At 45.7% G+C, this 19,908-nt stretch carries 21 protein-coding genes; 15 read left to right on the forward strand and 6 right to left on the reverse strand.

Features of this window, described 5'->3' with window-relative positions; all coding sequences use genetic code 11:
• The first annotated feature begins 51 nt into the window (after window positions 1–51).
• Window positions 52–927: an aspartoacylase gene (locus VHA02S_RS03975; RefSeq protein WP_038899278.1), complete on the forward strand. Its 876-nt coding sequence runs from the start codon at window positions 52–54 to the stop codon at window positions 925–927.
• A gap of 8 nt (window positions 928–935) precedes the next feature.
• Here the strand turns inward: VHA02S_RS03975 and VHA02S_RS03980 are convergent, their stop codons facing one another.
• Window positions 936–1,853, reverse strand: a complete 918-nt coding sequence (locus VHA02S_RS03980) for a LysR family transcriptional regulator (protein WP_038899279.1) — start codon at window positions 1,851–1,853, stop codon at window positions 936–938.
• A 148-nt stretch (window positions 1,854–2,001) separates the two neighbouring features.
• Here VHA02S_RS03980 and VHA02S_RS03985 point away from each other — a divergent pair, with 148 nt between their 5' ends.
• Window positions 2,002–2,892, forward strand: a complete 891-nt coding sequence (locus tag VHA02S_RS03985; protein ID WP_005453194.1) for an alpha/beta hydrolase — start codon at window positions 2,002–2,004, stop codon at window positions 2,890–2,892.
• A gap of 47 nt (window positions 2,893–2,939) precedes the next feature.
• Here the strand turns inward: VHA02S_RS03985 and yidZ are convergent, their stop codons facing one another.
• The gene (yidZ, locus tag VHA02S_RS03990) at window positions 2,940–3,908 is read right to left on the reverse strand and encodes an HTH-type transcriptional regulator YidZ (RefSeq protein WP_009697978.1); all 969 of its coding nucleotides are present in this window, start codon (window positions 3,906–3,908) and stop codon (window positions 2,940–2,942) included.
• A complete protein-coding gene (locus VHA02S_RS03995; RefSeq protein WP_038899280.1) occupies window positions 3,883–5,073 on the reverse strand; it encodes an MFS transporter in 1,191 nt (396 codons plus the stop codon). The genes yidZ and VHA02S_RS03995 overlap by 26 nt, the downstream gene beginning before the upstream one ends.
• Window positions 5,074–5,205: 132 nt before the next feature.
• Between VHA02S_RS03995 and VHA02S_RS04000 the strand changes: the two genes are divergently transcribed.
• Window positions 5,206–5,676: a GNAT family N-acetyltransferase gene (locus VHA02S_RS04000; protein ID WP_038899281.1), complete on the forward strand. Its 471-nt coding sequence runs from the start codon at window positions 5,206–5,208 to the stop codon at window positions 5,674–5,676.
• A gap of 91 nt (window positions 5,677–5,767) precedes the next feature.
• Window positions 5,768–6,226, forward strand: coding sequence for a GNAT family N-acetyltransferase (locus tag VHA02S_RS04005; protein WP_009697975.1), 459 nt, complete (start codon window positions 5,768–5,770; stop codon window positions 6,224–6,226).
• A 26-nt stretch (window positions 6,227–6,252) separates the two neighbouring features.
• Here VHA02S_RS04005 and VHA02S_RS04010 read toward each other — a convergent pair whose 3' ends face one another.
• On the reverse strand, window positions 6,253–6,765 hold the full coding sequence (locus tag VHA02S_RS04010; RefSeq protein WP_038899282.1) for a DUF2799 domain-containing protein: 513 nt from the start codon (window positions 6,763–6,765) through the stop codon (window positions 6,253–6,255).
• Between the two features lie 261 nt (window positions 6,766–7,026).
• Between VHA02S_RS04010 and VHA02S_RS04015 the strand changes: the two genes are divergently transcribed.
• The 4 genes from VHA02S_RS04015 (at window position 7,027) to VHA02S_RS04030 (ending at window position 11,010) form a co-directional block, all read left to right on the forward strand.
• Window positions 7,027–7,737, forward strand: a complete 711-nt coding sequence (locus VHA02S_RS04015; protein ID WP_038899283.1) for a response regulator — start codon at window positions 7,027–7,029, stop codon at window positions 7,735–7,737.
• Window positions 7,737–9,179: a two-component system sensor histidine kinase CreC gene (creC, locus tag VHA02S_RS04020; RefSeq protein ID WP_038899284.1), complete on the forward strand. Its 1,443-nt coding sequence runs from the start codon at window positions 7,737–7,739 to the stop codon at window positions 9,177–9,179. Before VHA02S_RS04015 ends, creC begins: the two co-directional genes overlap by 1 nt.
• A gap of 75 nt (window positions 9,180–9,254) precedes the next feature.
• Window positions 9,255–10,595: a cell envelope integrity protein CreD gene (creD, locus tag VHA02S_RS04025; protein WP_038899285.1), complete on the forward strand. Its 1,341-nt coding sequence runs from the start codon at window positions 9,255–9,257 to the stop codon at window positions 10,593–10,595.
• The gene (locus VHA02S_RS04030; protein ID WP_038899286.1) at window positions 10,582–11,010 is read left to right on the forward strand and encodes a ribosomal maturation YjgA family protein; all 429 of its coding nucleotides are present in this window, start codon (window positions 10,582–10,584) and stop codon (window positions 11,008–11,010) included. The genes creD and VHA02S_RS04030 overlap by 14 nt, the downstream gene beginning before the upstream one ends.
• Before the next feature lie 239 nt (window positions 11,011–11,249).
• Here VHA02S_RS04030 and VHA02S_RS04035 read toward each other — a convergent pair whose 3' ends face one another.
• Window positions 11,250–11,924 (reverse strand): fructose-6-phosphate aldolase, encoded by a 675-nt coding sequence (locus VHA02S_RS04035; RefSeq protein WP_038899361.1) that lies wholly within the window; start codon window positions 11,922–11,924, stop codon window positions 11,250–11,252.
• 254 nt (window positions 11,925–12,178) lie between these two features.
• On the opposite strand from VHA02S_RS04035, the gene VHA02S_RS04040 reads away from it, so the two are divergent.
• Together VHA02S_RS04040 and VHA02S_RS04045 are read left to right on the forward strand one after the other, a co-directional pair.
• Window positions 12,179–13,120, forward strand: coding sequence for a glycyl-radical enzyme activating protein (locus tag VHA02S_RS04040; protein ID WP_038899287.1), 942 nt, complete (start codon window positions 12,179–12,181; stop codon window positions 13,118–13,120).
• 2 nt (window positions 13,121–13,122) lie between these two features.
• Window positions 13,123–15,546 (forward strand): formate C-acetyltransferase/glycerol dehydratase family glycyl radical enzyme, encoded by a 2,424-nt coding sequence (locus VHA02S_RS04045; protein WP_038899288.1) that lies wholly within the window; start codon window positions 13,123–13,125, stop codon window positions 15,544–15,546.
• A gap of 145 nt (window positions 15,547–15,691) precedes the next feature.
• Here the strand turns inward: VHA02S_RS04045 and VHA02S_RS04050 are convergent, their stop codons facing one another.
• On the reverse strand, window positions 15,692–16,597 hold the full coding sequence (locus VHA02S_RS04050) for a helix-turn-helix transcriptional regulator (protein WP_038899289.1): 906 nt from the start codon (window positions 16,595–16,597) through the stop codon (window positions 15,692–15,694).
• Window positions 16,598–16,788: 191 nt separating this feature from the next.
• Here VHA02S_RS04050 and VHA02S_RS04055 point away from each other — a divergent pair, with 191 nt between their 5' ends.
• The 5 genes from VHA02S_RS04055 (at window position 16,789) to VHA02S_RS04075 (ending at window position 19,901) form a co-directional block, all read left to right on the forward strand.
• Window positions 16,789–17,763, forward strand: a complete 975-nt coding sequence (locus VHA02S_RS04055) for an alpha/beta hydrolase (RefSeq protein WP_038899290.1) — start codon at window positions 16,789–16,791, stop codon at window positions 17,761–17,763.
• An 11-nt stretch (window positions 17,764–17,774) separates the two neighbouring features.
• Window positions 17,775–18,323 carry a nuclear transport factor 2 family protein gene (locus VHA02S_RS04060; RefSeq protein ID WP_038899291.1) on the forward strand — a complete coding sequence of 183 codons (549 nt, stop codon included), beginning with the start codon at window positions 17,775–17,777 and terminating at the stop codon, window positions 18,321–18,323.
• Window positions 18,324–18,464: 141 nt separating this feature from the next.
• Window positions 18,465–18,794, forward strand: a complete 330-nt coding sequence (locus VHA02S_RS04065) for a hypothetical protein (RefSeq protein WP_038899292.1) — start codon at window positions 18,465–18,467, stop codon at window positions 18,792–18,794.
• A 30-nt stretch (window positions 18,795–18,824) separates the two neighbouring features.
• Window positions 18,825–19,289 carry an NUDIX domain-containing protein gene (locus tag VHA02S_RS04070; protein ID WP_038899293.1) on the forward strand — a complete coding sequence of 155 codons (465 nt, stop codon included), beginning with the start codon at window positions 18,825–18,827 and terminating at the stop codon, window positions 19,287–19,289.
• Window positions 19,290–19,433: 144 nt separating this feature from the next.
• On the forward strand, window positions 19,434–19,901 hold the full coding sequence (locus VHA02S_RS04075; RefSeq protein ID WP_009697960.1) for an Sbal_3080 family lipoprotein: 468 nt from the start codon (window positions 19,434–19,436) through the stop codon (window positions 19,899–19,901).
• Window positions 19,902–19,908 lie beyond the last annotated feature (7 nt).

The following is a 19,908-nucleotide window of genomic DNA, read 5'->3' on the forward strand; positions in this document are numbered from 1 at the left end:
CTCAATCTCAATTAAAACTCACTTTTACTCAATATTTGGAATATCACTTTTATGGACAAACTTAATCGTGTTCTGCTCGTGGCAGGTACGCATGGTAACGAGCTTTCTGGTATTTATCTTCAAAAGCTCATCAAAGATCGCCTCTATGTTGCCGACCGTTCGACGTTCAATACTCAGTGTGTGCTTGGCAACCCTGAAGCGGTAAAGCAAAACGTTCGTTATGTGGAGACCGATCTCAACCGTGAATTTGCCTTGGCGAATCAATCATCGCCTGCGACTCAGCAAGAAACTGAAATCGCGCAGCAATTCACGCAAGTACATGCTCACCAAGAGAATCAATTGATCATCGATCTGCACAACACCACCAGTAACATGGGTGCGACCTTGATTTTGGTTTCTAATGACGTGTTCTATCGCAAGATGGGGGCGTATGTGAAGCAACGCATGCCAGAAGCCAACATCTTGTTTGAAGACAGAAAAGCGTGGGATGACCAACCTTATTTGTGCACCACCGGGCAGCATGGCGTGATGATCGAAGTTGGAGCTCAAGCACATGGTTCACTGAAGTACGACACTCTAGAGCTAATGAAGAAGATGCTGACCATGGTATTGGATTACCTTGAACAGCATAACCTTGATCGTGTTGGTGAGTTGAACGACTACGACGCGTATTTTTACACCGAAGAAGTGATGATCCCTGTCGACCACGATGGTATGCGTGTCGCGACAGTACATCCTATGATCTGTGGACGAGATTTCGAGGTAGTCAAACCGGGCGAACCATTACTCGCGACCTTCTTTGGCTACGATATTTTCTGGGAAGGCAAACAGGATATCTATCCGCATTTCATTAACGAGAGTGCGTACAGCAAAGCCAATATCGCTATGGCACTTGCTGAGAAAAAATGCGTTCGCACGAGTGATTGAAACCGAGCTTAGCTTGAATGTTCGCCCTCAATTCTGAACTGTTTGTAGTGTTCTTCGAATCGGTCGCTTATCCAGTCCATAAGCATTTTGACTCTTGGTAGTTGATATTTGACTGGCGGACAGACGAGCGAAAGTAAGGTTTTTTCTGACCATTCCGGGAGCACCTCGATAAGTCTTCCGGATGCCAAATCAGCATGGCAGTACACATCGGTTAGTCGCGTTACCCCTAGTCCAGAAACCGCCGCGTGCCGCATGGTCCTGCCAGTAGCCGCTTTAATACCTTGCCCTACATTGATAATGCGCTGCTCTTTGTGATTTTTCATAATCCAATGATCAACACTGCCATGAATCAAAGGCAAGGCTTTAAGATCTTCTGGGACGAGGATGTTCGGGTGTCGTTCCAGAAAATCTGGACTTGCGACATAGTGCGTGCGAAGTGTGGTGAGTCGGCGCGCGATGAGAGTGGAGTCTGGCATTTCGCCGACACGGAGGACTAAGTCGTAGCTATCTTCAATAAGATTAACGCGATGTTTTGAGAAATCGAGCTCTACTTCTACGTTCGGGTAGGCGGATTGAAAACTCATCACCAATGGTGCAATGAGCTCTTCGCCAATCGGTCCTCCGACAGAATTCATGTGGATCCGACCCTTAATTTCGCTGGTGGTTTGCTGTGCCCACTCTGCGGCGGCATCCAGTTGTAGCATTGCTTCTTTGCACTTGCGAAAGTAGCCATCGCCAATTTCAGTAAGGCGAAGCTGACGTGTGGTTCTATAAAGCAATTGAACACCTAGCGAGGACTCTAATTCACTTACGAGCTGACTCACGTTTGCCTTTGATGCGCCCATCGCTTCGGCTGCGGAGGTAAAGCTTCCACATTCCGCCACATAAATAAACGCTCGAATACCTCGCCAAGATAGATTGTTCATGTAAACCTAACAGTGTTTTCATAATGCCTATATATATCTGAATAATAGCGCTCCTTATACTGGTTTAAAAGAGAGGAGCAGAGTACAAATGTTTGTGAATGCTCGTCTCTATCGTCTAAAAAACCGTTAACCATAGAGAGTGAATCGAGTGACAGTAACAAGATATGAAGCTTCATTTTTCAGCAATGGCAACCGACTTGCAGCGGAAATTCATCGTCCATCTGTAGTGGAGAATCCTTTACCCGCGGTTTTGATTGCAGCGCCACAGGCGGGTGTGAAAGAGCAGACGGTAAGAATCTACGCCGAGAAAATTGCTGCCAAGGGATTTGTGGTATTAACGTTTGACCATGCCAGTTTTGGCGCGAGTGAAGGTGCACCAAGATTTCATGAGAACCCATACAGTAAAGCGGAAGATTGCCGCAATGGGGTCACTTATTTACGTTCTTTAACGTATGTGAACAACGAGCAAATCCATGGGTTAGGTGTTTGTTCTGGCGGCGGGTATTTAGCTCATGCCGTTGCGACAGATCGACGCGTAAAATCACTTGCGACTGTGAGTGCTTACTTTGACCACCGAGGTTTTTATCACAACGTAATTGGTCGAGAGGGTTTGTTAGATTTACTGCTTAAAGGTAATGAAGCGAGAGAACGTTATCTTGCTACTGGGCAGATTGATTTTCTGCCTCATGCACCAACTGAAGACAGTGAGGAAATGCCACGTCTGTTTAGAGAGTTCTACCAGTACTACATGACAGAGCGCGGAGCAAAAGGTTTATACGAAAGCAAGTTTTTGCCTTGGTCTTATGAGACGTTGGCTAACTTTTCTGCGTTGGATATTGCTGCAAACCTGACACCGACACCACTGCTGATGATTGTCGGTACAGAAGCGGATTCCGCATACGAAAGTGAGCAAATGTTTGATGCGGCTTCGCAGCCTAAACAATTGATTAGAATTGAAGGTGCGAATCACATTGGGCTCTATGACGAAGACGAATACGTTGATCAAGCTGTTGAGCAGATCATTGAGTTTTTTAGCTAATCACACCATTAGAAGAAAAAGGGGCGAGAATATCGCCCCTTTTGCTATTAATCGATGTCACTGGAACAACCATAAAGTGACTTAATGGTATTTCGTAACCACACCAGTTTTGGGTTGTACGCATTACGTTTGTGCCAAATCATGGTGAACGGGATCAGCAGTTTATCTTGTTGAGTTTGTTCCAATGGAATGGGTAGGCACATCAAATCTGGATGCAGCTTCTTGGTGTAACTTTCACAGTATTGCGGTGCGGTGGTCAGCATATTGTGGTGTGGCTGTGCGGCCATAAATAGAGACTGCTCAAAGCTCGACATGGTTAAGCCAATTGAGCGCTGTAAGCCCAGTTCACTCAATACTTCATCCAATGCCCATGTTTCACTCTTTTCCCAAACAATATTGATGTGTTGATAGCTCAAAAAGGTCTCAAGATTCCATTCCTGCTTCAAAGCAGGGTGATCTTTGTGCAGGTACACCATAGGTAGGTCTGAGAACAGCACTTCAAAATCGAGGAAGTAAGGGAGCAGGTCGAGTGACTCTTTCGAGCGGGGATGGCTCTCTCTTCCGGTAAAGCCGATGTCTGCTTCTCCACGCACAATCGCATCGAGTGAATCATAATCCCAATTACTGGTTTTGACTTTAGCATCCGGGTAACGCTGGTGGATTGCGATAAGAAGCTCATCAAGAATCGTCAGCACTAACGGGGATTCAATGGTCAGATCAAAGCGTACGCCTTTTGGTGCTATATCGCTGCGTTTTTCCGCAATTTGGCTGCCAATTTGTAGCCATTCCGCCAGATCTTGCTCCATGCTTTGCGCTAATGGAGTCGGTGCTAATCCTTTTGGTGTTTTCACAAACAGAGGATCATCAAACCAGTCACGAAGCTTATTAAGCGATTTACTTACCGTTGACGGCGTGACGTTTAATTTCTTCGACGCTTTGGAAACACTCTGCTCTTGCAGCAGCAATTGCAGAGTGAACAATAAGTTGAGATCAAGACGGGCTAGTGATTTCTTCATAGTGGCTTTCATGAGCAGGCTTAGGAATAAATAGTATTAGAGCCAAGCTGATTACGCCACCTATTGCTAAGATAAACACCAACATATTCAGCGCATTAACGCCAATCAATCCCATGAACCAGATGTAGATCGCAGAGCAACACACTTGAGCGATGCCCAGCAATGAGCTTGCTACACCTGCACGTTGAGAGAATGGGCTGAGCGCTTGACTCATGGCCACGCCAAAGCCAATCGAGAAGCCAGCGCAAATCAGCCCAAATCCGAATAAGTAAAATGGGATTCCCCATTGATCTAGATGCGCAAAACCAATCACCATCGCAGCACTGACAAGCACGGTTTGCGACGTCAGCATCAGTGTACGTTGTTTAAAGTAAGACAAAGCCAATGGCGCAGAAAAAGAGGTGAGCATGCTGACTAATGCCGTGCCTGCCATGACAGAAGAATAGCCACCACGATCAAAACCAAGTTCGCCCATCACCAGCATTGGAGAGACATTCACGTAGGTAAGAATGGTGGCAACGCCAATGGCAGTAATGATGAGTCGGCTAATAAAAAAGCGCTCACAGAAGGTTTCTTGGTTAGAAGCTGAAGCGGCGCTTTGTTGTGGTATTACGTTAGGTTTTGATTCTTTGAGCACCAAGGTTGAAAGCAAACAAACCACCACACCCATGCCTGCCATTGTGGTGAACAGGCTTGGCCAAGGGAATTTGAGCATAATGAGATGGCCAACAACGGGGGCGATGACAGGAATGATGCAGGTAATGCCGTTGAGTATAGATAGTACCTTCGCGCGACGTTTGTCATCCAACGTGTCGCGAAGAATGGCAAAAGCAACCACATAGCAAGAGCCAGCTCCAATACCTTGGGTAAATCGAGCAATTAAAAACGCCTCGGACTGCTCAGCCATGCTACCAAGTAGTGATGCTGCAATGAAGATCGCAGCGCCAACCATAGCAACAGGTTTTCGACCAATGGAGTCGGCGATCTTTCCTGCAAACAACATAGTCGTTGCCATACCGGCAAGGTAGATAGAGAACGCAATGTGTAACTGTGATTCACTGGCGTTTAAATCCGCGGCAATTTGAGGCAAACCTACAAGGTAAAGATCAATCGCGGTAGGATAGAGTAATACAAGGGAAAAACTACAAAGCAAAAAACGGAACATGGCAACCTCACTAACAATTGGTGAGGATCATAATGTGTGAAACGTTTGCCTGCGAGTGGGAATTGCGACCGTAGGTATTTCCATTTACGACATACCCTGTATAAATCGAACGTAAATTCAACAAGGATGACCATGATTACTATTGAAAAGTATATGCCATGTCGACACGCGCAAACCATTGAGCTGCAAGTCTTGGAAGATCAAGCTCAGTTTACGGTTGAGAATATTGGTCAGCGATTGGAAAGTCTTAAACCGACAGAGCTGCCTCATTTGATCCTTGAAGATGATCGTGTGGTCGGGTTCTTTTTATTTGATGCTGCGTACAGTGAAGATTATGACTTTTGCCCTCAAAGAAGTTTAGGTGTTCGCTCATTACTGGTGGATCATCGCCATCAAGGCAAAGGTATTGCGAAGCAAGCCATTGGTTTGTTTAGGGACTTTGTTAAGTTGCACTATCCAACATTTGAATTTCTCTACCTAACGGCTAATTGTCGAAACGTCCCCGCCTATCAGTGTTACCTAAAGGCGGGTTTTGAAGATACTAATGAGCTTTATCATGGTGGACCAGTTGGACCTCAGCACATCATGCGACAGGAATTGTAAAGAAGAACAAAGCAATAGATTGTACCTACTAAAATTTTGCAATAAATTTGATGCAACTGAATGAATAACCACGAACTCTCAAGGACGATATGTGAAAATTGAAGTCGACAATTTAGAAAGAACAGCCGTAATCGCATTACTAGAAGAACATCTACAAGACATGTATGCCACATCGCCGCCAGAGAGTGTGCATGCGTTAGATTTAGCTAAGCTCAAAGCGCCAGAAGTGACATTTTGGACCGGATGGAAGGATGAGCAACTGCTTGGGTGTGCAGCGATTAAAGAGCTGGATGATCAACATGCTGAGCTTAAATCCATGCGCACCACGCCAGCGGCAAGAAACCAAGGTGTGGCGTCTCAATTATTGATTCATGTGATTGAGCAAGCGAAGCAAAAAGGTTTGCAGCGCTTAAGTTTAGAAACTGGCTCGATGGAATTTTTTAAACCTGCGCGCCTGTTGTATGAAAAGCATGGCTTTGTGTATTGCGATCCGTTTGGTGACTACGAACTCGATCCAAATAGCCAGTTTATGACCCTAGAATTGAGCTAGGGTCATTGATTGATAGTGAGTTGAAATTAGAAGTTCAAATTGAAATTGATGGTTGGCGACAAGAGGTTTGAACGTTCGTCAGCCAATCGCTTTCTCTTCTCTTTTAAGCGTTTAGCGTTGTCTTTATCTGGGTTGTTATCCAGTTGATTATCGATGATAGAAATTTCATTATCGATCTCTTGGATGCGCTGTTGGCGTTGGTACTCTTGATGACCTAACTGATAGTTTTCAATGAACTGTTTATTGCTACACACACCATAATATTCTTTCCCTTCAATACCGACGGTATAGCCATTGTCTGGTGAGCAGTAAAGAATCGTGCCTTTATCAAAGCCTTCTTTCCACTGTTTTTGATCTGGAGTGACACCCGCTTCACCACAGTCTTCAGCGTAGCTGTTAATGATGCTCGGATTGTTACCTTCCTGCCCATCTTTGTAGCCTACTCTGTACCAGTCTGCTGTCTTACACTCATCTGGAGACATGCTGGCGCAACCAGAGAGCAAAGTGAGTACTGCTAGGGGGATTAGCGCTCTTTTCATCAGTTACTGTCCTTTAAACAAAATCGAATTGATATGGTTGAGTGTAAAATGAACACTGTTCATATCAATAGTTGAAATCATTGTATTCGCAATTGTAGTGAGTCATCAGTATCAGTGATAAGTTCAATTCGCTGAATGAATTCGAGTTTGATTAATATTGTTCACGGATTTTGCCTTTGTTGTATCAATTCGATAGCCTTTGCATCAAAGTAGACACGCAACAACGACATTAAGATAAATATAGTCAATGAGGTTTAGACATTGAGTGACCAATCAACCGTTGTCATTATCGAGGATGAATCTGCTATTGCCGACAACTTGATTCATGTATTGGAGATGGATGGCTACCACGTAGAGTGGTTTGCAACGGCAGGAGAAGGTTTCGCTTTTTTGCAGCACAATACCGCGGCTTTGCTTGTATTGGATGTTGGCTTGCCAGACGGCAACGGATTTGAGCTTTGCAAAGCTATCCGTGAGTTTTCTGATATTCCAATTATCTTTCTCACCGCAAGAAGCGATGAAATTGACCGTGTAGTGGGCTTGGAGATTGGCGCGGATGATTACGTGACTAAGCCATTTAGTCCGCGTGAAATGTTGGCGCGCATCAAGTTACGAATCAAATCCAAAGCACCGATGGTGGAACATAAACCAGAGCCTGCGGCTGTTCCAGAAAAACCTCAATTGCACCATGATTTGGTTGCGCAAAACTTCGACTACGGTGTTGGCGGGCAAATGCTTGGGTTAACTGCGGTGGAGTTTAAGATTCTCGATAAACTGATTTCTGTCTCTTCCAATGTATTGAGCCGAGAGCAGCTCATGGTCGCTGCAGACATGGCGCCAGAGGCTGCATATGAGCGTAATATCGATACCCATATCAAAGCGATTCGCCATAAGTTGAAGCCGTTTGAGATGTCTGAACGCATCTGTACCAAACGTGGCTTTGGTTACTTTTACTGCATTAAAGGTGAATGATGAATCGCTGGCCGAAGATCCCACTTGGACTCAGACTGTTTTTTCTCTACTTCATCTTAGTCGGAATGACGGCTTACATGGTGAGCAAAACTGTCGTCCAAGAACTTAAGCCAACCGTGCGTCAAACCACCGAAGAGACGCTGGTGGATATGGCGAACTTGCTCGCGGTATTGGCAGAAGAGGACGTTGCAAACGGAAAGTTGTCTGAGAGTCGCTTCTCCAAACTATTAGCGGCTTATGGGCAGCGAGAACCTCAAGCGCGCATTTGGGAAATTGGCAAAAAAGCGATTAACCATCGAATTTACATCACCGATAAACAAGGGATTGTGATTGCGGATTCTTGGCAGCAAGACGTAGGCAAAGACTACTCGCAATGGAACGATGTTTATCTCACGTTGCGCGGTCAATACGGTGCGCGCAGTACCATCGAAGACCCGAAAGATCCGCTCTCAACCGTTATGCACGTTGCTGCGCCCATTTACCACAAAGGCGAAATCATTGGCAGCGTGACGGTGGCAAAATCCAATCGCTCAGTACAACCCTTCATCGATCTGTCTAAACGCAATGTGTTGTTTTGGATGGTGTGGATGAGTGGTTTAGTGCTTTTGGCAGGGGCATTGTTTGCTTGGCGAATTCACTCGGCACTGAACAAGCTAGAAGACTACGCGACCAAAATGGGTGAAGGTGAAAAGGTCTCTAAGCCGACATTTCGTATCTTTTATGAGTACGGCACGCTAAGTGATGCATTAGAGAAAATGCGCAATCAGCTCGATGGTAAGCAGTATGTGGAAGAGTACGTACAGACGCTGACTCATGAGCTGAAAAGCCCGTTATCAGCGATTAAAGGCGCGAGTGAAATATTGCAAATGCCGTTGCCTGAAGAAAAGGTCACGCGCTTTGCTGGCAACATTGAGCGAGAAAGCGATCGCATGCAGTCATTGATTGATAAGTTGTTAGAACTTGCTCGTCTTGAAAAGCGCCCTGAACTAGAACAAGTCGAAGCTATCTCGCTAAAACAAATGGTCAATGAAGTGGTTGCATCGGCGGATGCGCGCTTGAGTGCTAAGTCGGTCACTGCCAACATCCAAATTGATGACCATCTCTCCGTGCTTGGTGATGCCTTCTTACTGAAACAAGCCGTTTTTAACTTGATGGACAATGCGCTGGATTTTGTTGATTCGGAGGGATGCATTGAATGGAAAGCTGAGGTCGCGAAAGAGAAAATGTGCCTGTCGATTTTCAATTCAGGTCCTCACATTCCCGACTATGCAATGCCTCGTTTAACCGAACGCTTCTACTCCCTCGCTCGGGAAAATGGCGTTAAGAGCACTGGGCTTGGGCTGAATTTTGTTGAGCAAGTGACCAAGCTGCACAAAGGTAAGTTGCAAGTCGAAAACGTCGATTCTGGCGTGAAAGTGACCCTGATTTTACCAACTCCATAGAAACTCCACATTAGCTCCATTCGTTCTCCAAATTGCTGATTTAGATTACTTCCATCAGCAAATGGAGAATGAAACATGAAAAAGATCCTCAATAACCAACTCGGCACGAAGTTCGCCTTCGTGCTGTTTTTGTTTGTCTTACTGCAAATCCCGCTTTCAATGGTCACAGGGCTGATCTCAGAACGCTCATATCGCCAAGATGAAGTCAGAAACGACATCGCACGCAGCAGCAGCGGCGAGCAGCGCATCATTGGTCCATTCATCATGGTTAACTACACCGAAACCAGTTACCGAGATGACAAAGTACAGATTAAAGAGCGTCGTAAATTTCTTTTACCTAGCACTTTTGATATGAGCGCGAATCTGGACAGTTTTGAAAAGTACCGAGGCATTTACCGCGCGCGTTTATACAAAGCACAAGTGGCACTGAAAGGCACTTTTGATGCAGACGATCTCGCGGCGTTGCAGGGGCTTGATATTGACAACATGAGCCTAGTCGTTGGCATTGAAGACAGCCGTGGATTGATTCGTTTGGATGACATGACCATGGCGAGCTCTGATATTGAAGTCGCACCGGGAACGGGGTTAAATAAGTTACCACAAGGCTTCCACAGTGATCTGACACTTGCAGACCTAAACCCAGCACAACCTTTGGCGTTCGATCTTAACTTCTTGCTACAAGGGATGGGACAGCTTCAAGTCACACCAATCGGCAGTCAAACAACAGTTGAGCTCTCTTCTGCATGGGCGCATCCAAGCTTTATCGGTGATTACTTACCAGTGTCGTCAGAGGTATCTGAAGATGGATTTAATGCACAGTGGGCGAGCAATAACTTCTCTACCAATATCGCGCAGCTGTTCCAAAGCTGTTTGTCATCGAATCACGCTTGTCACGAGCTTGAACAGCGACAAATGGGCGTAGATTTGATTGACCCCGTTGATCACTATTTGAAGTCTCACCGAGCCGTTAACTATTCACTGTTGGTTATCACATTAGTATTTGCGAGTTTCTTCTTACTGGAGCTGTTCCAAGCGCGTCCGGTGCACCCAGTGCAATACGGCTTTATTGGTCTGGCTTTAGCGCTTTTCTATCTATTGCTGATTTCGATGAGTGAACATCTGGGCTTTAACTGGGCGTATGTGGTGTCAGCAGTCGCATCGACGGGGCTTTTAAGTGTGTACGTGAGCGGTATGTTGAGCAACACCAAACACGGCGCGATATTCGGAGCGTGTTTGCTCACTCTCTACGGATTACTGTTTGGCTTGCTACAAGCAGAAAGCTACGCATTGGTGATGGGGACATTACTGTGTTTCGCGATTTTGAGTTTCACTATGGTTATTACACGCAACATCGACTGGTACGCACGAAATAAGAAAGCAGAAGAAAGTGCAAAGGCGAATCATGAAGACGTTTAAGCGAGCAGTTCTCACTGGGCAGCCAAGCGATATGGTGGAAGAGACGTCTGCTATCCACCTGCGATTTTCTGCAAAAAATGGACTCAAAAGCTTGGTGTGTTTTATCGCATTGGTCGTTATTGCACTCTATGTTCGAGACAGCTTTATTCGTCCGACATTTGGTGATGTTCTCGTTGTGGTTTGGCTCTACTACTTTCTTGCAAGTATGTTCTCTATGCCCGTTAACTGGCTGGTTTCATTGGTGGTGTTGATTGCGTTCGCTGTTGAGTTAGGGCAATTGTTACAGGTCGCGGTTTGGCTTGGTATCGAATCTTCATCGCCTCTGGCTGTGATTTTGGGCGCCACATTTGATTGGAAAGATCTGCTGGCTTACTGTATCGGAGGTCTACTGTGTTGGTGGATGGAAAAGAAATGAAAACCGAGATGAGAGCCATTGTGCTACCAAACCGACTCCGCCATTCCAAACGAGGTATTCGTAAGAGGCTCAAAATCAGTTTACTCAAACGCGTGTACCTTTGGTCACTGACCAATAGAGAACTGCTGTAAACCTCGCCTCTTTATATGAAATACAAAAAGAGAATCTTAACTCACCGGCGCACAGGGTGAGTTAAGATTCCCTTACTATTGACTAAGATATTGAGTTCTTACTTTTAATTAGCTTTCAAATGAAAGTTTATCGCCGAACGTCTCTTTCCAGTCTTTATCGAACTGCTCAACCGCAGGTTTTACTGCTGGGTGAGCGAACATTTGTGCCGCCACATCGGTTGGCAATGTAATGGCTTCGATGCCTAGCTTCATCACTTCCATCGCTTGTTGAGTGTTCTTGAAGCTGGCTGCCAAAATCTTCGCTGGTAGTTGGTTTTGATCGAGCAACAATTGAAGATCAGCGACCACTTCAACACCGTTGCCGTTCATCGCATCAATGCGGTTTACGTAAGGTGCTAGGTAGTCAGCACCGCACAGTGCCGCTAGGAAACCTTGTTGAGCTGAATAGATAGCAGTAGCAAGAACCTGAATTCCCTCTTTTTTCATTAGCTTAATTGCAGCTAAGCCTGTTTCTGTTGCTGGCACTTTTACCACCATATCGTAAGGCAATTCATTCAATTGGCGTGCTTCTGCCACCATGCCTTCGACGGTTGAGCTCACGACTTGAGCGTGAAAGCGAGGTGTACCGCCAAGTGCTTCTTGCATGTCTGCTAGGGTTTCATTCAGTCCCTGTTTTGACTTCGCCAAAATGCTTGGGTTTGTCGTCACGCCTTTTAGCGGTAGGCACTGGTTAAAGCGTTTTACTTCTGCCACATCAGCAGTATCTAAATAAAGTTCAATCATGGTTTCTACCTTAAACAAAATCTTCGTTTTGATGATGGGATCACTATAGATCTGACAATCGAACGAGATCTTGATTTTGATCAATTGAAATTTCATTTGAAACTATAATAATTTCATTAAATGAAGGCTAAGTGAAACTTGTAAAGGCTCAAATGAAGCTTTCAGTTCGAACAAAGAAAAGCCGCTGATAAGACTTAACCAGCAAGAAACGGATTAAGTACACAGCGGTAGCACAGACCAAGAGGCAAGCAGAGATGTATTTCAATATCCAACGATTCTCTACCCATGATGGCGATGGCATTCGTTCCATTCTTTTTCTTAAAGGATGCAGCTTGTCTTGCCCTTGGTGTCAAAACCCAGAAAGCCGCAGCGAAAAGCATTCACTGTTGTTTGATCAGCGAAGCTGCATGGAAGATTGCCAGCTGTGCGTTTCTGCGTATCAAGCCACAACTCAAATCACGGCGGGTAGTGAAACGGTGAGCGATGGTATTCAACGCATCGACAACCAGATCATCATCAATCGCAAAGCCATCAAAGAAGACCAACTGATCGCGCTGCGAAACGTCTGTCCTACGCAAGCACTGACCGTCTGCGGTGAAGAGGCAAAATCAGACATGCTGTTCGACACCTTAATGAAAGACAAACCTTTCTATGACCAAAGCCAAGGTGGCGTGACCTTCTCCGGTGGTGAGCCACTAATGCAAGCGGATTTGGTGGCAGAACTCGCACAGCGTCTGCATGACAACCAAGTCTCGACTGCCATTGAATCGTGCATGCATGTGCCGTGGAAGAACGTCGAAAAAGCCGCGCCGCATATTGATTGCTGGTTGGCGGATTTAAAACATACCGACGAAGAGAAGTTTCTTAGCTGGGCGAAAGGTTCACTAAAACGCATCAAAGACAATTTCCGAAAACTGGCACCTATCGCGAAACGCATTGTGATTCGCGTCCCCGTTGTGCCGGGGTTCAATGACACCATCGAAGAGTTGAAAGACATCATCGATTTTGCGGCTTCACTAGAAAGCTGCCAAGAACTTCACTTGCTGCCGTACCACACGCTCGGCATCAATAAATACCGTTTGCTCGATATGCCTTACGAGTGTTCTGACAAGCCATTAAACAAACCAGAACTGCTAGAAAGCGCCATGCAATACGCAAGCGAAAACACCCAACTTAACGTGATTGTAAGAGGTTAACTATGGACCTGAATTACCTTCCTGAGCGTATCAAAGCGCACAAATTGGCACTGGTAAATATCGTAACGCCACCTGTCTGTACCGAGCGTGCAGAGGCATACACTCGTGCTTATCAAGCAAACGAAGACAAACCTGTAATTGTCCAACGTGCGCTAGCACTGCAAGAGCACTTGCGCACTCGTACGATTTGGATTAAACACGATGAGTTGATCGTCGGTAACCAAGCGAGCAAAGTACGCGCTGCGCCTATTTTCCCGGAATATACTGTACGTTGGATTGAAGCGGAAATTGATGAGCTAGCCGACCGTCCTGGTGCAGGCTTTGCGGTTACTGAAGAAGATAAGCAAAGCATCCACAGCATCACACCGTACTGGCGCGGTAAAACCGTTCAAGACCGTTGTTATGGCTTGTTTACTGATGAGCAGCAAGAAATCTTAGCCAGCACCATCATTAAAGCCGAAGGCAACATGACTTCGGGTGACGCACACCTAGCGGTGGATAACGAGAAAATCTTGAAGCTAGGCATGAACGGCTTGCTAGAGGATGTTCGTCAGCACCGTGCTAACAATGATGTTTCGACCTTTGAAGGCTTGAAGAAAGAGCAGTTCTATAAATCAGTCGAAATCGTACTGCTTGCGATTCAAGAACACATGGTGAGCTACGCTGAATTGGCGGCAAAAATGGCGTTAGAAGAGACGCGCCCGCTACGCAAAGCTGAGTTAGAAAGCATTGCTGCAAACTGTCGTCATGTCGCGAGCCACGCGCCAGAAAACTTCTGGCAAGCACTGCAGTTGAGCTACTTTGTTCAGTTGATGCTACAAATCGAATCGAACGGTCACTCGGTTTCTTTCGGTCGTATGGACCAGTTCCTCAACGAGTTTTATGTTCGTGATATCGAAAACGGCACAATTGAGAAAGACTTTGCATTAGAGCTTTTACAAAGCTGTTGGTTGAAGCTGCTTGAAGTAAACAAGATCCGCTCTGGTGCGCACTCGAAAGCATCGGCAGGTTCTCCGCTGTATCAAAACGTGTGTATCGGTGGTCAGAAGTTGAATGAAAAGGGTGAGCCTGAAGACGCAGTGAATCCACTTTCTTGGGCGATTCTAGAATCTTGTGGTCAGTTACGTTCGACGCAACCTAACTTGAGTGTGCGTTACCATGAAGGTTTGAACCAAGAATTCCTGATGGGTTGTATCGAAGTGATTAAATGCGGCTTCGGTATGCCTGCGTTCAACAACGATGAGATTGTCATCCCTGAATTCATCAAGCTTGGCGTAGAGAAAGAAGACGCTTACAACTACGCCTCTATCGGCTGTATCGAGACGGCGGTTCCCGGCAAATGGGGTTACCGTTGTACGGGCATGAGCTTCATTAACTTCGCTCGTATCCTGCTCGCTTCATTGAACGAAGGTGTGGATGCAACAACGGGTAAAGCCTTCTTGCCGCACGATAAGTCATTAGCAAAAGGTAACTTTGAGAACTTTGAGCAAGTGACGGCTTCTTGGGCAGAGCAAATCCGCTACTACACCCGTAAATCGATTGAGATTGATACGGTAGTCGACAGTGTGCTTGAACAGCAGGCACAAGACATCTTCTGTTCAACGCTGGTGGATGACTGTTTGGCTCGCGGTAAAACCGTGAAAGAAGGTGGCGCGAAATACGATTGGGTATCTGGCTTGCAAGTCGGTATCGCGAACTTGGGTAACAGCCTAGCAGCAATCAAACACCTTGTTTTCGATGACGCGCAGATTACTCAGCCTGAGCTAGCAAAAGCATTGGCAGAAGATTTCGACGGCATGGAGAACGAGCAACTTCGCCAACGTCTTATCAACTTTGCACCAAAATACGGTAACGATGATGATGCGGTAGACCAACTACTGGCAGACGCGTACCAAGTTTACATTGATGAGCTAGAGCAGTTTGTTAATACGCGTCATGGGCGTGGTCCAATTGGCGGAGGTTATTACGCAGGTACTTCAAGTATCTCGGCAAACGTCCCATTCGGTGCTTCAACCATGGCAACGCCGGACGGTCGTAAAGCGAAAACACCATTGGCAGAAGGTGCAAGCCCGTCGTCTGGCTCAGACCGTTTAGGTCCAACAGCGGTATACAACTCGGTCGGTAAGATCCAAGCGAATAAGATCCTTGGTGGCGTGCTGCTTAACCAGAAGTTAAGCCCGGCGGCGGTTGAGTCTGAAGGGGATAAGCTCAAGCTCTCTATGCTGATTCGCACCTTTTTCAACCACCACAAAGGTTGGCACGTGCAATACAACATCGTCTCTCGTGAGACCTTGCTAGCTGCGAAGAAGAACCCGGAGCAATATCGTGATCTTGTTGTGCGAGTTGCAGGCTACTCAGCCTTCTTCACCGCGCTATCACCAGATGCGCAAGACGACATCATCGCACGTACTGAGCACGAACTGTAAGTACACTGATTAAGTAAAACAAAAGGCACCAATTGGTGCCTTTTTGCGTTTTGGTATGAGTTTATTTACCCATATGCTCGTGGCGTATTTTACCGCAAGATCTACTACACCCCTTACAGTGGAAGAAAGCTAACCAGTCTTAAGATTAGCTTTCTTGTTGTTTGACGAATTGTCCCGGTGTCATGCCGAAATGGTTTTTGAATGCTCGAGTAAAGTGGGACTGGTCATTAAAGCCAAGCTCGTGCGCCGTTAAAGCGATATTGACTGAGCCAGAAGAGAGCGCCACTCGTGCTTGCTCTAAACGTTTATTCATCAGGTACTGATAAGGCGTTACGCCGATGAGCTTTTTGAACTCCCTCAGAAAGTAAAACTTACTGCAACCGAGCAAGTCTGCGAGATCATCGACCGAGATGTTGTTGCCGATGTTTTCTTCGATGTATTGGTCAATCTTATCGACTTGGTGTTGGTCAAATTTAGAGGCTGCAAGCTGGTTGTTCTTAAGGTCAAAGTAGTTGGAGTAGTTTTGGATATAGTGGGTTGCTAGGAGTGAAACCAAGTTGTTGAGGTAGGTTTTGCCATTTCGTCCTTTGGCTTTCGCTTCCAACATAAACAGCTCAATGATGCCTTTGATGGTTTCATCCAACACGTTGTAGTTGTTCAAAAATTGCAGCTCAATTCCCTCTAAATTTAGCGGGCAGTGTGAGAAAAACTCTTGTTCTTCAATCGCCAAAATCACGAAGTAACAAGGCTCTGCCACATCATGGGTAAACGGGGTTTTAGGTGGATTAATCCAAATGTTGCCCGGGCTGGTTTTCAGATCGGCGAACGTGCCATCTTTTTCGACGCTCCAGTTCAAATCTTTTTCTAGTGCCAATGCAAAGTAGAAGTAAGGGGTGTAGACATTCTTCGGGTAGAAATAAGGGGACGTGCCTTTTTCTACCAATACGCCCGACCAATCTAATCCATGGTTTGAAAACTCAATATCCAGCACGTCGCCACAGCTTGATAGCGCATTAGATTCAGAGTCATAAAACTTAAGCTCGGACTTCATTTTCTTTCCTTTGTACTCTTCCACTTGCTAGCTGAAATTAGCCGAGTTTTGCACATTTCGTCAACTCATTGAGGGGGCAATAAAGTACAAAAACTTGGGCAGGAATGTTCAATCTTCTCTCGCGGTGCAGCGCTAATCTATACCCAAGTTAGCCGGACAGCTCAGGCAAAATATAAGACAGAGAGGATGCCATGTTTAAGAAATCGCTTTTACTACTATTAGGTAGTTTGCCGTTCACCACCTTTGCTCACTCAGTTTCTGCAAATGACAACAACACGAACCTAGCTTTAGAGGACACCACCATGAAACACATCGAACTCAATACTCAAGTTGGTCAACTAGCTGCAAACCTTTACCTACCAAAAGGTGCGAAGAATGCCCCAGTTGTTATCGTGACGGGGGCGTGGACAACAGTGAAAGAGCAGATGCCGGCGGTTTATGCCCAAGCATTGGCAGAGCGAGATTACGCGGCATTGACGTTTGATTTCCGTGGTTGGGGTGAAAGCAGAGACCACGTGATGTACTTAGAAGACCCTGCACGTAAAACCGCAGACATTCGCGCAGTGATTGAAGCGATGAGTCAACTCGATGGCGTTGATGCATCACGCATCGGTGGTTTGGGTATCTGTGCATCGGCGGGTTACATGCTAGATGCGGTTGCCGGTAATGACAAAGTAAAAGCCGCGGCAGTGGTTGCTCCTTGGCTGCACGATAAAGCGATGGCGACTGAAATTTATGGCGGCGAAGAAAGCGCGAAAAACCTACTTGCAGCAGCGGAAGAGGCAGCACATTCATCGACTCCGGTTTACATCGAAGCGGCAAGCACAACCAATGAGAGCGCATTGATGTTCCAAGCGCCTTACTACACGGAGACTGACCGCGGTTTGATTCCTGAATATGACAACCAATACAACGTTGCATCATGGGCTGGTTGGTTGAACTACGACGCTCAAGCAAGCGCAGCAACACAAGATAAACCAGTGCTAATGGTGGCATCTGAAGCCATGGCTCTGCCTGCTGGTGCGCATCGTTACATCGAGAATGCTGGTAGCAACGTTAACGCAGTATGGTTATACGACATCAATCAATTCGATTTCTATGACCAGTCAGAAGCGGTAAAACTGGCTGTCGATGAAGTTGTCGAGCATTTCGAAGCGAACCTATAAGGAATCGTGTGATGAAGCTTAAACAACTATGGTTGCTGTTTGTCGGAGTGATTGCCATGAATGTGAATGCTCAAACCATGTCTTTGGACGAAGCGAAAATTCGTAGCAACATTAACAGCTTCTCGGCTTTGGCAGACCAAGGCGCATTTGAATACTTAGGTCGATTGTTCGCTCCAGAATTGACGGTGGATTACACCACGCTGTTTGGCGGTGAAGCCCAACAAGTCAAACGCCAAGATTTAATGCAGCAGTGGGCGGGATTCTTGCCTGGGTTTGATGCGACATTCCATGACTTGAGCAATCTGAACGTCTCTATTGATGGCGATAAGGCGAGTGCGACAGTGGATTTCACTGCAAGTCATTGGCTCGATGAAGAGGGTTTTTGGGCGGTTTCGGGTGAATACGAGTTTGGTTTGCAACGGGCGGGCGATAACTGGCAAATCACTTCAGTGACACTGAATCGAAAATCAGAACAAGGTAGCCGAAATATCTTGGCAGACGCGCCTAAGCATGCAGCGCAGAACTTAAAAGTGCGCGAAGCACTGAAAGTGACGTACTAATAAACGCGTCAGAGCGTCACAAAGGCACCAATTGGTGCCTTTTTCTATTTGAGCTGTATCGTGTTTAGTTGCATAACTGATTGATTAATTGAGTGGTTTCAATAGGGTGGGAGAAAATTAAAAAGAAGGGTAGAAGAACGGATGTTTTTACTCATCGCAATACTTGCAGGGGTAGCGGCGTTAATTTGGTTTTATCGAGAAGGGCAAGTCATTGGCTTGAACCGGATCCTCGGCATACTTTATTTTATTACTTACGCTGTGGTGTATTTGTACATTCCACCATTTCTCGAAATGGGGCATCAATACATTGGCAAAACTTACGAGTTGATCCCCATTGCCTGCCTTTATGGCATTTTGCACCCAGATCCTGAGGAAGCAACGACTGAACAGAAGGCGATAAGCTTTTTTTCATGGTGTGGCTTGCTCTTTATCAGCTGTTTCTTGTTGTATTTCAAAATGAATGTCTGGTGAGAAACTAAACACTAAGTTCAAGGAAGATAAATGAGTGCCAGTCACTACCTAAAAGAGCTACGCAGCAAAGTTGGTAATCAAGTATTAATGATCCCAGGTGTTGCTGCGGTGATCCTCAATCAAAACAACCAACTTCTGTTGCAAAAGAAATCTGATGGCAGTTGGAGCTTACCAGCAGGCATGATTGAACCAGGTGAGTCACCTTCGCAAGCTGTGATTCGAGAAGTAAGAGAAGAAACCGGACTCGCGGTTGAAGTTGAACGTGTGCTCGGTGTTTTTGGTGGAGAGGGATTTGGTTTTGCTTATCCAAACGGAGACCAAGTTGAATACACAGTGATCATGTTTAAGTGTCAACAAACAGGACAGTTTGCAGAAGACTTAGATGAGGAGACGATCGAGCTGGCTTGGTTCTCGAGATCAGATATGCCGACACTTGCTTTGCCTTATCCTCTTGAGTGCTTATTTGCAGAAAACATCGAGCCATTAGTTTCGTAATAATCATCGAACTAGAATGTATTTATCCTGTTGATTTTGTGAGAAAGATTATTGAGGCATTGAATGAAAACTGTCAGTATCCAACATTCGATGCTGATTATTCATTTGGCGTCATTGGTTGTTATTTATAAGCAGAGAAAAAATATGTTTAAAAAAGCTCTAGTTCTAGCTCTTCCTGTTGTATTAGCAGGTTGTTCCGCACCTAAATATACGGCTGAGCCGATTGCGCAGTCGAATCAAAGCAAAGAAATCACCATCGTAAAAGATAATGCGACAAGAGCAGTGTTCTTAGATTCTTTGCAAGAATGGTGCTTAGACACTGCGCGTAAATGTACAGTGGTCAGTGATGGCACTGCACCTAAGGCAGATGAACTGACGCTAACCTATGTGTCTCGCTGGAGTTGGGACTTTAGAACCTTTATTGCGGATGCAAAGATTAACGCTTATAAAAATGACCAGAAAGTTGGTCAAGTTGAATTTAAAGCACCAAACAATGGTAATTTGGACAAATTTGGTACAGATACCAAGCGTATCGAGTCGATGATTAAGATCTTATTTGGAGAGCAGACAATTAGCGATGCTCAACAGAAAATTAAATCTGGTGAAATCTAAATACATA

This window comes from Vibrio harveyi NBRC 15634 = ATCC 14126 = KCTC 12724 (assembly GCF_001591145.1).
Lineage (GTDB): Bacteria > Pseudomonadota > Gammaproteobacteria > Enterobacterales > Vibrionaceae > Vibrio > Vibrio harveyi.

Coding starts and splice junctions, on each gene's coding strand:
- yidZ (WP_009697978.1), bottom strand. CDS start 3,908: ATGAAGAAATCACTAGCCCGTCTTGATCTCAACTTATTGTTCACTCTG.
- VHA02S_RS03980 (WP_038899279.1), bottom strand. CDS start 1,853: ATGAACAATCTATCTTGGCGAGGTATTCGAGCGTTTATTTATGTGGCG.
- VHA02S_RS04010 (WP_038899282.1), bottom strand. CDS start 6,765: ATGAAAAGAGCGCTAATCCCCCTAGCAGTACTCACTTTGCTCTCTGGT.
- VHA02S_RS04040 (WP_038899287.1), top strand. CDS start 12,179: ATGTATTTCAATATCCAACGATTCTCTACCCATGATGGCGATGGCATT.
- VHA02S_RS04070 (WP_038899293.1), top strand. CDS start 18,825: ATGAGTGCCAGTCACTACCTAAAAGAGCTACGCAGCAAAGTTGGTAAT.
- VHA02S_RS04060 (WP_038899291.1), top strand. CDS start 17,775: ATGAAGCTTAAACAACTATGGTTGCTGTTTGTCGGAGTGATTGCCATG.
- VHA02S_RS04035 (WP_038899361.1), bottom strand. CDS start 11,924: ATGATTGAACTTTATTTAGATACTGCTGATGTGGCAGAAGTAAAACGC.
- VHA02S_RS04045 (WP_038899288.1), top strand. CDS start 13,123: ATGGACCTGAATTACCTTCCTGAGCGTATCAAAGCGCACAAATTGGCA.
- VHA02S_RS04075 (WP_009697960.1), top strand. CDS start 19,434: ATGTTTAAAAAAGCTCTAGTTCTAGCTCTTCCTGTTGTATTAGCAGGT.
- VHA02S_RS04030 (WP_038899286.1), top strand. CDS start 10,582: ATGAAGACGTTTAAGCGAGCAGTTCTCACTGGGCAGCCAAGCGATATG.
- VHA02S_RS04065 (WP_038899292.1), top strand. CDS start 18,465: ATGTTTTTACTCATCGCAATACTTGCAGGGGTAGCGGCGTTAATTTGG.
- VHA02S_RS04055 (WP_038899290.1), top strand. CDS start 16,789: ATGTTTAAGAAATCGCTTTTACTACTATTAGGTAGTTTGCCGTTCACC.
- VHA02S_RS04000 (WP_038899281.1), top strand. CDS start 5,206: ATGATTACTATTGAAAAGTATATGCCATGTCGACACGCGCAAACCATT.
- creC (WP_038899284.1), top strand. CDS start 7,737: ATGAATCGCTGGCCGAAGATCCCACTTGGACTCAGACTGTTTTTTCTC.
- VHA02S_RS03995 (WP_038899280.1), bottom strand. CDS start 5,073: ATGTTCCGTTTTTTGCTTTGTAGTTTTTCCCTTGTATTACTCTATCCT.
- VHA02S_RS03975 (WP_038899278.1), top strand. CDS start 52: ATGGACAAACTTAATCGTGTTCTGCTCGTGGCAGGTACGCATGGTAAC.
- VHA02S_RS04050 (WP_038899289.1), bottom strand. CDS start 16,597: ATGAAGTCCGAGCTTAAGTTTTATGACTCTGAATCTAATGCGCTATCA.
- creD (WP_038899285.1), top strand. CDS start 9,255: ATGAAAAAGATCCTCAATAACCAACTCGGCACGAAGTTCGCCTTCGTG.